At 66.8% G+C, this 13,267-nt stretch carries 10 protein-coding genes; 3 read left to right on the plus strand and 7 right to left on the minus strand.

Translation table 11 applies throughout. From position 1 onward, the window contains the following. Nucleotides 1-11: 11 nt before the first annotated feature. From K8P63_RS16500 to K8P63_RS16515, 4 genes are all read right to left on the minus strand, one after another. Nucleotides 12-1,427: an MBOAT family O-acyltransferase gene (locus K8P63_RS16500; protein WP_223797095.1), complete on the minus strand. Its 1,416-nt coding sequence runs from the start codon at nt 1,425-1,427 to the stop codon at nt 12-14. After that, nucleotides 1,428-2,828: a GDSL-type esterase/lipase family protein gene (locus tag K8P63_RS16505; protein WP_223797096.1), complete on the minus strand. Its 1,401-nt coding sequence runs from the start codon at nt 2,826-2,828 to the stop codon at nt 1,428-1,430. Further along, complete coding sequence (locus K8P63_RS16510; protein WP_223797097.1) at nt 2,825-3,829, minus strand: SGNH/GDSL hydrolase family protein; 1,005 nt, start codon at nt 3,827-3,829, stop codon at nt 2,825-2,827. Before K8P63_RS16510 ends, K8P63_RS16505 begins: the two co-directional genes overlap by 4 nt. Before the next feature lie 63 nt (nt 3,830-3,892). Continuing rightward, the gene (locus K8P63_RS16515) at nt 3,893-4,786 is read right to left on the minus strand and encodes a prephenate dehydratase (RefSeq protein ID WP_223797098.1); all 894 of its coding nucleotides are present in this window, start codon (nt 4,784-4,786) and stop codon (nt 3,893-3,895) included. Between the two features lie 132 nt (nt 4,787-4,918). Between K8P63_RS16515 and K8P63_RS16520 the strand changes: the two genes are divergently transcribed. Both K8P63_RS16520 and trmB read left to right on the plus strand, forming a co-directional pair. Continuing rightward, on the plus strand, nt 4,919-5,632 hold the full coding sequence (locus tag K8P63_RS16520) for a c-type cytochrome (RefSeq protein WP_223797099.1): 714 nt from the start codon (nt 4,919-4,921) through the stop codon (nt 5,630-5,632). Nucleotides 5,633-5,758: 126 nt separating this feature from the next. Then, nucleotides 5,759-6,439: a tRNA (guanine(46)-N(7))-methyltransferase TrmB gene (gene trmB, locus K8P63_RS16525; protein WP_223797100.1), complete on the plus strand. Its 681-nt coding sequence runs from the start codon at nt 5,759-5,761 to the stop codon at nt 6,437-6,439. A gap of 456 nt (nt 6,440-6,895) precedes the next feature. Here trmB and K8P63_RS16530 read toward each other — a convergent pair whose 3' ends face one another. Both K8P63_RS16530 and K8P63_RS16535 read right to left on the minus strand, forming a co-directional pair. Beyond that, the gene (locus K8P63_RS16530) at nt 6,896-8,353 is read right to left on the minus strand and encodes a sensor histidine kinase (protein WP_223797101.1); all 1,458 of its coding nucleotides are present in this window, start codon (nt 8,351-8,353) and stop codon (nt 6,896-6,898) included. Next, nucleotides 8,350-9,063 carry a response regulator transcription factor gene (locus K8P63_RS16535; RefSeq protein ID WP_223797102.1) on the minus strand — a complete coding sequence of 238 codons (714 nt, stop codon included), beginning with the start codon at nt 9,061-9,063 and terminating at the stop codon, nt 8,350-8,352. Before K8P63_RS16535 ends, K8P63_RS16530 begins: the two co-directional genes overlap by 4 nt. A gap of 150 nt (nt 9,064-9,213) precedes the next feature. On the opposite strand from K8P63_RS16535, the gene K8P63_RS16540 reads away from it, so the two are divergent. Beyond that, on the plus strand, nt 9,214-11,442 hold the full coding sequence (locus tag K8P63_RS16540; RefSeq protein WP_223797103.1) for a TonB-dependent receptor domain-containing protein: 2,229 nt from the start codon (nt 9,214-9,216) through the stop codon (nt 11,440-11,442). A gap of 215 nt (nt 11,443-11,657) precedes the next feature. Here the strand turns inward: K8P63_RS16540 and K8P63_RS16545 are convergent, their stop codons facing one another. Then, the gene (locus K8P63_RS16545; RefSeq protein WP_223797104.1) at nt 11,658-12,743 is read right to left on the minus strand and encodes a YncE family protein; all 1,086 of its coding nucleotides are present in this window, start codon (nt 12,741-12,743) and stop codon (nt 11,658-11,660) included. Nucleotides 12,744-13,267: the final 524 nt, after the last annotated feature.

Genomic DNA, 13,267 nt, shown 5'->3' on the forward strand with positions numbered 1-13,267 from the left:
CAGCTCCCTCGTCAGAACTGATAATAGATGAAGGGCGCGACCCCTTCGAAGCGCATCGCGTCGACCACGAGGATCGCCGCCCCCGTCAGCAGGCCCAGCGCGGGGGCGGGCAGCCGCCGCAAGCGCAGGGCGACATTCTGCGCCAGCAGCGGCGGCGTGAAGTGGATCGCCAGCCCGAACAGGATCAGCACCAGCATCAGCGGCGTCAGCACCGCGCTCGTCGCGTTGCTCGCGGCCATGCCGCCGAGATAGGTCGTGGCGCCGCCGAACGTTTCCGAACGGAAGAAAATCCAGCCGATCAGCACGACGTGGAAGGTGACGAGCAATGTCACGACGCGCGGCAGGCGCGGCCAATCCTCCGGCCGGTAACGATCCCAGATGCGTTCGAGCGCCAGTACGCCCCCATGCAGGCCACCCCACACCACGAACGTCCACTTCGCGCCGTGCCACAGCCCGCCGAGGAGCATCGTCGCCACAAGGTTCACACACTGCCGCGCGAAGCCGCGCCGGTTGCCGCCGAGCGCGCCGATATACAGATAGTCGCGCAGCCAGCTCGACAGGCTGATGTGCCAGCGCCGCCAGAATTCCTGCAGCGAGGCGGCACGATAAGGCTGGTCGAAGTTGAGCGGGAAGCGATAGCCGAGCAGAGCGGCAATGCCGATCGCCATGTCGCTATAGGCGGAGAAATCGCAATAGATCTGAATGGCATAGCCATAGGCCGCCGCTATCAGGTCGGCGCGGCTGTGCGCCGACGGATCGAAGAAGACCGGGTCGACCAGCTGGGTCGACAGCTCGGAGGCGATCACCGCTTTCTTGAACAGTCCCCACACGATCAGCAGTAGGCCCATCGTCGCCATGTCGCGCGTGAGCCGCGGCGCGCGCGCAAATTGCGGCAGCAGATCCGATCCGCGCACGATCGGCCCCGCGACCAAATGTGGGAAGAACGACATCAGCAGGGTCACGTCGAGCAAGGCCGCCGGCGCCAGCCGCCGCGCATGCACGTCGGCAAGGTAAGACATGCCCTGGAAGGTGAAGAAGGAGATGCCGACCGGCAGCACCACCTGCATCAGCGGCAGATCGCGCTGGATGCCGAGCGCGCCGAGCACGTCGCCGAGCTGTTCGAGGAAGAAGCCGTAATATTTGAAGAAGCCGAGGATCGCGAGATTGGCGACCACGCCGACGATCAGGATCGCCTTGCGCCGTCCCGTCTCCTCCTCCGGCTGGGCGTCGATCAGCCGCGCTGCGCCCCAGTTGAGGAAGGCCGATCCGATCAGCAACGCGACGAACCGCCAGTCCCACGCGCCGTAGAAGGTCCAGCTCGCCAGCAGCAGCAGGATCTTGCGCCATTCGTTCGACGCCTGCGCACCCCACGCGACCGCATAGACGACCAGAAAGAACAGCCCGAAGCTGAGCGTCGGGAACAGCATCTAGCGTGCGGCCGCCCGGTCGAGATCGGCCTGCAGGCGCTGCGCGATCTCCTGACCGCCGGTGGTGGTGTAATGGACGTAGTCGCCGCGCATCAGCGCCGGCGTGCGGTGAACCCAGTCGTTGGCGGCGCACCGCCCGCCCATCCGCGCTTCCCAATCCCAGAAAGCGACGTTGAGCTGACCAGCGACGCGCCGCTGCACGTCGCGCACCGCCTTCAGCGCGGCCGGCGGGAACAGGCCGGGGCGCACGACCGGCGGCGAGGTGGTCGGCGCGGCGGCGACCGGCGGCGGCACCACCAGCGGCGGCTGTGCGGCTGGAGCCGGGGTCGCATCGTCCCCCGTCATGCCGATGCTGGCGCGCAACCGATCCATGATTCCCGCGATCACGCCCTGCGGCGGCGCGGCGGCGGGCGCGGACGGCGTCGGGCTGGCGCCGAGCGGCGGACAGTCGGCGGAGACGTCGCCCAAGCCATTGGAGCGCATCTCGGCGCGGCGGCTGAGCGCATCGGGTGCGCCCAGCAGCAGGATCGGCACATTGCCCGCCAGCCGCCGGATGCGCCCGATCTGGGTGCGCAGGATGGTTTCATACTCGAACGCGCTGAAGCGCGGGCCGAAGCCCTCGTTGGTGCCGAACGCGATCACGATTAGATCGGGCTGATAAGCGTGCAGTTCTTCCGACAGCACCGCATCGTCGGTCCGCGAGAAATGCATGAGCTGCGAGCCGACCACGCCCAGGTTCGACAAAGCGACCCCGCCGGTATCGCGGAACGTCGCCCACGAGGTGATCGTCACCGGACCGTCGCTGGTGGTCACGTCGGCGCTGCTCGCCGGCTGGGTGAGATGCATCGTGCGACATTGCGGCCGCTCGGTTACCGAGCCGAGGCTGAAGATGACGGTGTCGGTCCCGGCACGGAGCTGGAGGCTGCCCGCGCCCGGCTTGGCAATGGCACAGACGGTGAAGCGGTCGAACATCTCGCCGGGATCGGCCGAGATCGACATGGTGGCACCATCCTGGATGCTCGTCGCGCTGAACGCGGACAGGCCCAGCGGCGGCGACGGGCTGGTCCACGCCTTGCCGAAATCGGCGGCGATGCTCCAGCCGGAGGACATCGCCTCGGTCGAGCCGTGGGTGACGTAGCCGTCGTAAGGTCGGCCCGGCGGCAGCACGCCGCGGCCGCCCGCGCCATAGCGCCGTTGCAGCAGATCGCGCCACGCGCCGCTGATCGAATCGCCGGCCGTATGGCTGTCGCCGATCTGGAGGATGTGGACCGGCCGCCCGCCGACGCCCGGCCCCTGCCGCGCCAGCTTGGCGAAAAACGGGTCGAGCGAGCGCGGATTGCACAGGCTATCGGTGCAGGTGCCGCCGAACGACAGCACCGCCGCGGCGAGCAGGGAGATCATGGATTGCCATTGTCCTGCGCGGGCGTGTCGGGAGCGGCGGCGGCATCCTTGCGCGCGGCGGTTGCCGTCGCCTTGATGCGGCCCGCCAGCGTCTTGGTGATGCGGATATAGCCGTTCATCGACATGTGCACGCCGTCGCCCGCGCGCAGCAGTTTCTGGCTGCCGTCGGCATCCTGATAATAAGCCTGATAATTGCCGTCGGCGTCGGCGGTATAAGGCCGGATCTCGATGAACGGCACGCCCAGCCGCTGCATCAAGGCAGCGTAGAAGGCGTCCATCGCGTGCGTGTCGCTGTCGAACGACGGATCGCGCATCACCGGCAGGCCGATCCAGTAGACGCTCGCACCGTGCCGCCGCAGCATCGCGATATAGCTGGTGATGCGCTGGCCGATCACCTGCTGCCAATATGCGCTCATCAGCGCGCCGCAATGGCCGCCGTCGCACACGCCCTGCACGTCGTTGGCGCCGAAGGCGACGACCGCCACGTCGACCGGGTCGCTGCCGACCTGGCTGTCGTCATGCGCCTCCAGGTTGAGGCTGCGATAGCGGGTGAAGCCGGTGGACTGCTGGCTATACTTCGTGACGCGATAGCCCTCGGTCGCCGGCAGCAGCCGGTAGAGTGCGGACCAGACGCCGTCCCCGAAGCTGTCGCCGAACACGCCGACATGGACCAGCCGGCCACCGCGCACCGCATCCGCCAGCGAACCGGTCGCCTTGTCGGCGACGGGCGCCTCGGCCATCGGCTCGGCCACCACCGGCGCGGGCTTGGCGAGTGCAGGTTCCTTCTTGGCCACTTCCTCGGCGGCCGGCGCTGCGGGGCCGGAGGGCGGCGGCGGTGCGGTCGCGGCGGGCGCGCCGATCACCGGCGCGGCCTCGGGCGCGAGCGTCACCGTCTCGTGCCGCTCGCCACCGCTGCCGAACGCGAAGCCGATCGCCACCCCGGCGGCGACGCCGAGGAACAGGATGGCGGTGCGATCGAAGAGAAAACGCAGATTGCCCATTCACCCCTCCGATGCCGACCCGGCACCGGCTTGGCAAGGTGGCAGGCGATCAACCGCCCGACTTCAGGCGACGGTACGCGGCCGGGCCTGCGGATAGGTGCCGAGTACGCGCAGCCACTTGGTGTGGAAGCGCAGCTCCTCCAGCGCGCGGGCGACGGCGGGATCGTCGGGCGTGCCCTCGATATCGCTGTAGAATTGGGTCGCGGCGAAGCTGGCGCCCGGCTGATAGCTCTCCAGCTTCGTCATGTTGACGCCGTTGGTCGCGAAGCCGCCCAGCGCCTTGTAGAGCGCCGCGGGTACGTTGCGCACCTCGAACACGAAGCTGGTCATGCTCGGGCTCGCGACCGGCGCGGCGTCGGCCTCGCGCGCCAGCATGACGAAGCGGGTGGTGTTGTCGGCGCTATCCTCCAGCCCCTCCGCCAGCAACTCCAGCCCGTAAAGCTCGGCGGCGAGGCGCGGGGCGATCGCGCCGACATGCGGCTGGCCGAGATCCTTCACCGCGGCGGCGGCGCCGGCGGTATCGGCATAGGTGATCGGCTTGATGCCGCGCGCGCGCAGCCAGCGGCGGCACTGGCCGAGCGCCTGCGGATGGCTCATCGCCTCGCTCACCTCGGCGCCGCCCAAGCCCATCAGATGGTAGCGGATCGTCATGAAATGCTCGCCGACGATCGCCAGCCCCGATTCGGGCAGCAGCACGTGGATGTCGGCGACGCGCCCGTGCAGCGAATTCTCGATCGGGATCAGCGCGCGATCGACCCGCCCGTCGCGCAGCGCGTCCAGCGCATCCTCGAAGCTGAAGCAGGGCAAAGGCAGCGCGTCGGGATCGACCTCCAGCGCGGCGATATGCGAGTTGCAGCCCGGTGCGCCCTGGATCGCGACGGCGCGGGCGGGCGCCGCCGCGGCGGCGTCGCTCATCGCGGCGACCAGCGCATGTGCGGGTGCAGGATAGCTTTCCATGGTGGGAAGCCGCTTACCCACCCGGCCCCGCGACCGCAACCATCGTGGCGGGATGCTTGCGGTGCCTTCTACTGCCCTTTAAGACGGGGCAAACCCGCTCGACGGGCCAACCAGAACAGTCAAGGCAGGGGCATGGACGATCGGGCGAACACGATTGCTGGCTGGGTGCTGTTCGCGGGCATCGCCGCGTTGGGGCTCACGATCGTCACGGGCGAATTCTATATGGCGGAACGGCCCAAGACGATGGGCTACACCGTCACCGGCGTCGAGGCCGAAGCGGGCGCCGGCGCTGGCGCCGCGGCCGCCGAGAAACCCTTTCCCTTCTACATGGCGCAGGCCGACGCGGCGAAGGGTGGCGACGTCTTCAAGAAGTGTACCGCCTGCCACAATGCCGACAAGGGCGGCGCCAATGCACTCGGCCCGAACCTCTATGGCATCGTCGGCGACGAGGTGGCGTCGGGCCGTGGCGGCTTCGCTTTCTCCGACGCGCTGAAGAGCAAGGGCGGCAAGTGGGACTTCGATCGCCTCGGCGAATGGCTCACCAGCCCCAAGGCATTCGCGCCCGGCACCAAGATGACCTTCGCCGGCCTGTCCAACCCGCAGGATCGCGCCAACGTCATCGCCTATCTGAACCAGCAGGGCGATACCAAGCTGCCGCTGCCGCCGATGCCCTCGGCGGGTGCCGACAGCCCAGCCAAGGCCGCGGCCGAAACCAAGGACGACGCGCAGAAGGCGAAGAATCAGCCGGTGCAGACCGAGGCGCAGGCGGCCAAGCAGCCCAAGGGCAACGTCGCTGGCGAGGCGGCCCCCGCCACCTCCGGCCGCGCCGACCAGCGCCGCCAGTAACCGGCGCAGTGCGCGTCTGAGCATGCCGGGCTTGCCCCGGCGACCGCCACGCGTACAACGCCGCACGCGCAAGGCGCAGCGACCCGGCCGTCGGGCCGCGGTGCAAGCCCTTCGGAATTCGAGGCCATGTCCGATCCCACCACCATCCGCCGGCTGTACGGCCGCCGCCAGGGTCATCCGCTGCGTGCGGGCCAGGCGGCGTTGACCGAACGGCTGCTCCCGCTCCTGTCGGTGCCCGGCGACGGGCCGCTCGACGCGCCGCGCCTGTTCGGCGACGATCGGCCACTCGAGCTGGAGATCGGCTTCGGCCGCGGCGAGCATCTCGCCGGTCAGGCGGCGATGCGGCCCGATCACGGCTTCATCGGGTGCGAACCCTTCCTCGACGGCGTCGTCGGCCTGCTGCTGCATGTCGAGGCCGAGGGGCTGGAGAATATCCGCATCCATCGCGACGACGCGCTCGGCGTGCTGGAGCGGCTGCCCGACGCCAGCCTGTCGCGCGCCTACCTGCTGCATCCGGATCCGTGGCCGAAGGCGCGCCACGCCAAGCGGCGCTTCATGAACAAGGGACCGATCGACCTGCTCGCCGCCAAGCTGAAGCCGGGCGCCGAGTTTAGGTTCGGGACCGATCATCCGGTCTATTGCCGCTGGGCGATGATGGTGATGGGCAGCAATCCTGCCTTCGACTGGCTGGCCTCCGCCCCCGACGACTTCCTCGTCCGTCCGGACGATTGGCCCGAGACCCGCTACGAAGCGAAGGCGCGCGCGCATGGCCACGAGGTCTGGTATTTCCGCTATATACGAAAGTAGGGCGTAGTCTGGTGCAGAGAAGCATATTGTTTTCGATGCACGAAACCATGCTCACGGCAGTCGGTCGCAATGATTTCCGCTCCGGTGATTGCCTAGTGATTACCGAAACAGGGACATGAGGCTCCGGAATAACCCAAGGGCAACTGGCAAAACTCTCAAGTGGACGGTCGACGCCCTGATCGCCGCCAACCGCCAACGCGGAAAAGCAACGCCGCCGAGTGGCAACCGATCTCGCCTTCTCAAACTATGCCGATCTGTTCACCGCGTCCCGTGATGGCATCGGACACGAAATAGGAATTGCAGGGGATGCTCTTGATCGAGGAACCGTGGTTCGCCGTCATCGGAGGTGGATCATGGAAAATCCTGTTCGAAGCTCTCGCGAGCAGATCTCCGGACATGTGGCCGCGGGTCATAGCCGGCGAGATGCCGCGCGGCGGTTCGGGGGACGCGCGTAGGTCAGGAACGGTGATGAGGCGGTCGTGTCGAGGCGACTGAGGCGGCGGCACGAAACCGGATCGTACAGACGAGGCCATGCGGCTCGGCATTCTCCAGCGTAAGTGTCGCGCCCATGCGTTGCGCCAGATTGCGCGCGATCGTGAGGCCGAGGCCAGTCCCGCCGGTCTCGCGGGAGCGGGAGGTTTCGAGCCGCACCATCGGCTCGAACACGGCATCGATCTGATGGGCCGGGATGCCCGGCCCGGCATCGCGTATCACGATCCGCAACCCGTCGGCATCGTCATGCGTGGAAAGGTGCGCCTCATCACCATGCTTGATCGCATTATCGACGAGGTTCTGGACGCAGCGCCGCAACATGCGCGGACGGCAGACCCAGTCGCGCCCCGCCGACGCATCGAACGTGGCAAGGTTGCCGGCATCGCGCTCGTCCTCCACGATACTGTCGATCAGGGAATCGATGTCCAGCAATACGAGCGGCTCGCGCGCATCGGTGCTGTGCGCCAGTTCCAGCCCCTCCTCGACGATCGCGCGCATCGCGTGCCAGTCGGAAAGCAGCCGGTCACGCCAGACGACATCATCGATCTGTTCGAGTTTCAACCGCATCCGCGTCATCGGTGTCTGGAGATCGTGCGTGATCGCGGCGATCATGTGCGTCTGCTCGATCGCGTGGCGGGCCAGTCGGACGCGCATGTCGTTGAAGGCACGGATGGCGCCGCGCACATCCGCCGGACCGGCTTCGGGCAGATCGATCACCGACACTTCGGGAACGATGCTGGCGGCGGCACGGGTGAGCGTGCGGATCGGCCCTCCGGCGATGCGCGCGACGAGCAATGCGAGAGCGGCGCCCGCGACGAGGATCACCGACAGAAATGCCGGATCGGGCCCGTAACTCGCCTTGAGGAGCGGCGGCGGTCCCGTCACGAACGACCAGTCGCTCCCGTCGCTGAGGCGTGCCGCGATGCGCCAGCAATCCGTCGCTTCCACCACCGCCCTCCACGCTCGCGCTGACTCGCTGGCGGCGGAGTCAGGGTCCGAGGCGTGATCGCCATCCCTGTCTTTGTCGTGATCGTCCTTGTCGTGATCGCGATCCGCCGGGACAGCACATCGCGCGACGGGGATTGCCGTCACCGTAGCGGTGACACCCGGCGGCAGTTGCGGCGCCAGCAGAGCCACGAGATCGGGTGCCGCGATGCCGCCCTCGTCTCCGCCCTGCGCCAGCCGCACGAAGGTTCGCGCCTCGCGGGTTTCATGCTTGCGCCGGTCCTTTTCCGATGTCTCGATTTCGCCGATGAAGCGCGACAGCCGCTCCAGCGCGCGGACGGCCTGGATGTGGCGCACCTCCGCGACGCGCCGTTGCTCGGACAGAACCACGCCCAACGTGCCGGCCAGCGCAATCCCGACGAGCAAGAGCATGAAGATCCTGCCGCTCATGGTGTCCAGCTCCGCGGGAAGCTTCACAGCAACTCCACCGCCGCGGCCAGCACATATCCCTCGTAGCGCACCGTTCGGATCAGATCGGCGCCCTCGCTGCCGAAGCGGGCGCGCAGTCGACTCACTTGAAGGTCGATCGCGCGATCGTTCGCCTCACTCTGCTTCACGGCGCCCAGCGCGAGCAATTGCTCACGCGAAAGCACGCGATTCGCATATTCGACGAACAGGCGCAGCAAGCGGAATTCGGTGCCGGAGAGCACCGTCACCCGGCCCGTCGCATCGATGATCTGGCGATGTTCGAAATCCAGCGTCCAGCCGGCAAAACGCGCGCCCTTCGCCGCCAGCGGCTCGAGGTTGACCGGCAGGGATTGCGATCGCTTCAGCACGTTGCGGATGCGCGCCGCCAGCTCGCGCGGCTCGAACGGTTTGGCGACATAATCGTCCGCGCCCATCTCCAGCCCGAGGATCCGGTCGATCGGATCACCCCGCGCCGTGAGCATGATAACCGGCAGCTCGCTCGTCGCGCGCAATGCGCGGCACAAGGCGAGGCCGTCCTCGCCGGGCAGGTTCAGGTCCAGGATCACCAGATCGATGCCGCCCCGCTCGATCTCCCGGCGCATCGCGACGCCGTTTCCGGCGACCGCGACCGAAAACCCCGCCTTGCGAAGCTCGGTCGCCAACAGCGACCGGATTTCGGGATCGTCGTCAACGATGAGAAGATGGGAGCCGGTGGACACCGCCTGTCTCTGCCCGCTCGTGGTGCGGGCCGGAAGCGATTCGATGTCGATCCGTGTCGTCCGCCGCAAACGACATAGTACGACACACAATTCCCCCGATCCGACACAGTGCGAAACCACCGCCCCGGCGCGCTCCGATATCGGGTCGGCATGACCAGCCTCCCATCGACACCGCCCCGCCCCACCCGTCCGCCACAATCCTCCGCACGCACGCTCAGCCGGCTCGGCCTGTGCCTAGCGTTCGTTCCGGTGCAGGCATGGGCCGACACGCCCGCCCCCGCTTCCGGCCAGAATGCGGGCCAGGCGCTCGCAAGCGGCGATCAGGCCGCAAGCGCCGATATCGTCGTCACCGGGCGGGCGTCCGGTACGACAACGACGATCGACCGGAAGAGCTATTCGCTGGCGAACGATCTCCAAGCCAAGACCGGATCGGTCGCCGACGTGCTGCGCAATCTCCCTTCCGTAACCGTCGATGTCGATGGCAATCCTAGCCTGCGCGGCGATGCGAACGTGCAGATCCTGATCGACGGCCGGCCGGCGCCGCAATTCAACAAAGCCAATCGCGGGGCGGCACTGGAACAGCTCGGTGCCGATACGATCGACCGGGTCGAGGTGCTGACGAACCCGCCTGCGAATTTCAAACCCGATGGTTCCGCCGGGATCATCAACATCGTCACCAAGCACCGCCGGGGTCGCGGCGCCGCCGTTCAGGCCAATATCGGCAGCGGCGGCCGCTTCAATCTCGGCGGGACGGGCAACACCAGCCTCGGGGCGCTGGCCGTTCACGGCGCGCTGTCGGTTCGCCGCGACGTGCGCGATCGCAGCGTGACCGACCGGAAGCAAACCAGCGACGCGACGACGGGCGCGTTCCGATCCGCGACGCTGCTCGGCTCAGACAGCCGCAGCGACCGGCTGTCCGAATCCGCAACGCTGGGCGGCGATCTCGATCTCGGCAAGATCGACCATCTGAGTGCGGAGGGGAGTTACACCAACCGCTTCGATCACGCCTCCTACGCGGAGAACGACACGTCCTTCGATCCGGCTGGCGCGACCACCGGCCGCGCCTCGCGGGACCGGCCAGGCACGGAAAAGCAGACCAGTTCGTCGGCGATGCTGCGCTATCGGCACGATATCAGCCACGACGGCAGCAATCTCACCGTGCTCGCCCAGCGATCGGAGACCACGGAAAACCAGCAGTTGCACTATGCCGACAGCGTCCTGCTGCCGGCCGCCGATCCGACGGAGCAGCGGCAGAGCCTGCGGTTCGGCGAAGTCACGCGCGAACTCAGCATCGATTTCACGCGGATGATGCCGGCACAGGCCAAGCTGATCCTCGGCTACAATCTCCAGCGCGACGACAATCATTTCGACAATTTCCAGAGCGTCGCGGTGGCTGCCGGCGGCGCGGAGATCGCCGACCCCAATTTCACCAACGTCTTCCGTTTCGGGCAGACGGTGCAGGCGTGGTACGGATCCTATGAGCGCTCGATCGGCAAGCTGACCGTCCTCGCCGGTCTCCGGGTGGAACAGACCAACGTGCAGACCGATCAGGTCACCAGCGACGAGCGTGGCAGCCGCAGCTATTTCCGCGCCTACCCCAACCTTCATCTGATGCAGAAGCTGACCGATCATCAGACGATCGGATTAAGCTACGGCAATCGCGTGATCCGACCGGACGCCGACGATCTCAACCCCTATCTCATCCAGCGCGACGCCTTCACGCTACGGCGCGGCAACCCGAACCTGATGCCGCAGGAAATCCAGTCGTTCGAGGCGAGCTGGTCATACGAACAGGGCGCGACATCGCGCAGCGCGACGCTGTTCTACCGGCGCATCCACAACAGCTTCACCGTCGTGACGACCCCGATCGACGCCAGTACCGTGCTGGTGACGGAGGAAAATCTCGGCCGGAGCCAGTCGGGCGGGATCGAGCTGGCCGCCGCAGGCAGAATCCTGCGCGGCATCACCTACACGATCAGCGGCAACCTGCTCTACAACCAGATCGACGCGAGCAATCTCGGCTATGCCGGCACGCGATCGACGGTGAGCTTCGATGCGAAGGCCGGCCTCGACTGGTCGCTGGACGCCAAAAACGTCGTTCAGGCGAATGTCGGCGCGGTCGGGCGACGGTTGACGCCGCAGGGCTATCGCAAGGGATATGTCACCCTCGATCTCGGCTACCAGCGCAAGCTGCGGCCCAATCTCACGCTGACGGCAACCGTGTCCGACGTGTTCGCATCGCGTCGCGAAGCCTCGGTGATCGATACGCCGGGGCTGAGCGAACGGATCGATCGCCGGCTTGCCGGGCAGATCGCGCTGGTCGGCCTATCCTGGAACCTGTCGGGTACGAAGAAGAAGGGCGGCAACGCCTTCCAATAAGCGCCGTGACCATAAGGGGATCATAAAAGAGCGTCCCGCCGGCATCGCTGCCGGCGGGACGCTCACGGATCGACCAGAGGGGATGGCGTCCTGGCCGTGGCACCGTCACCCGGAGTCATTGGCGGGCCGTAGGTCGGCGGGTGCCTGTGCGAGCGCGGGAGCATTCGCACAGATGACCGCAAGAGCAAGCAGAACGCCGCTTTGGCGTCAGGCGTTCACGGGTTGACGCGGAATACCAGCAGACCGGCGCCATCGAGCGCGTTCTTCGGATGGACTGCGTAATATTGCTTGAGCTGCGGCACGTAGAGCCCGGTCTTGGCACCGTTGACGGGGGTGCGCAGCAATTCGACATAGTGGTTTCGGCTTTGCTGCTGGAAGACCGACAGGCCCTGTGCGCCCACGACGTAGAGGCGCTTCATCTCCGGATCCCAGGTCATCGAGTCCGTCATATCCGCACACGGCACCTGCGCGACGACCGCGCCGGTCGTCGCGTCAAGGGCGGTCAGAAGACCCGGTGCCCGGCTGCCGACGAATACGAGGTTGTCGGCCGCGTCGAAGGCCAGCGCGGTGTTGCGGTTGAGGCCCACGTCCCAGGTGGCGACGACCTTGTTCTGCTTCAGATCGACGACGCCGACCTGCTTCTTGTCGCGAATGTTGACGAACAGGCGGTTGGTCGCCTCGTCGATCGCCATCGCTTCGAGGTTGTTGCCCTCGACCCGCACGGTGCCGACGATCTTGTGCGTATCGACGTTGATCTCGGCGATCTCGGAATAGGGCAGGTTCGCCGACTTGCCACCGTTGCCGGTGAAGAAAATCCGGCGCTTGGCATCATAGACGCCGGCGTCCGGCGAATCCGTCTTGCCGGTGACAGATCCGTCGATCAGCGGAATGCGGTCGATGCGGTGCAGATCGTCCGCCGACAGGAACAGCGCCGAGGAATCGCCGCCGTCAGCAACGACAAGTTCGTTCTTTTCCGCGACATAGGCGAGTGTGTGCGGCGTCTTGACCCCGCCCACCGACATCAGATGTTCGCCGGTGCTGGCCTTGAACATCTCGATCGAATGATGCTCCTCGGCGGCGATAAACAGCCGGTCATGCTTGATATCTACCGCGAGGAAATCGAAGTCGCCTTCGATATCGGGCAGCGAGGTCATGCGGACGAGCTGAACCGGCGCGGGATCCTTCATGGTGATCGTGACGCTCGGCGCCGGGGCGGCGGGTGCCGCGGTCTGCGCATCGGCAGCACCCGTCGCGACCAATGCCATCGCAAGCGCGATGAGGGCGATATTCGTCGGTTTCATGATATGTGTCTTTCTCGGCAGAGAGGATCGAAAGTGCGTGGCGCGTCGGATCAGAGGCCGCATTGGCCCTGCGTCCGGGCATCGTGCCGCATTCGCCCGATATGCGCGGTTACGGCTGATCGAAGACGCGCCACGGTGCGTTTCAGTGCGTTCCCGTGCTCAGCGCGGGACGCGGTAGACCAGCAGGCCGGCGTCATCCAAAGCGTTCTTCGCGTGCGCCACGTAATATTGCTTCAGCTGCGGGATGTAGGTCGCGGTCTTGGCGCCATTGTTCGGCGTGCGCAGCACCTCGGTGTAATAGTTACGGCTTTCCTGCTGGAAGACCGAAATCCCCTGCAGGCCCGAAATATAGACCCGTTTGGCAACCGGATCCCAGATCAGCGAGCCAGTCATGTCCACGCACGACAGCTGCGCGAGGACTGCGCCGGTCGTGCCGTCCAACACGGTGAACAAGCCCGGCTGGCGGCTGCCCACGAACACGACATTGCTGGCCGGGTCATAGCCGAGCGCGGTGTTGCGGTTCA

Source organism: Sphingomonas nostoxanthinifaciens, assembly GCF_019930585.1.
GTDB lineage: Bacteria > Pseudomonadota > Alphaproteobacteria > Sphingomonadales > Sphingomonadaceae > Sphingomonas_I > Sphingomonas_I nostoxanthinifaciens.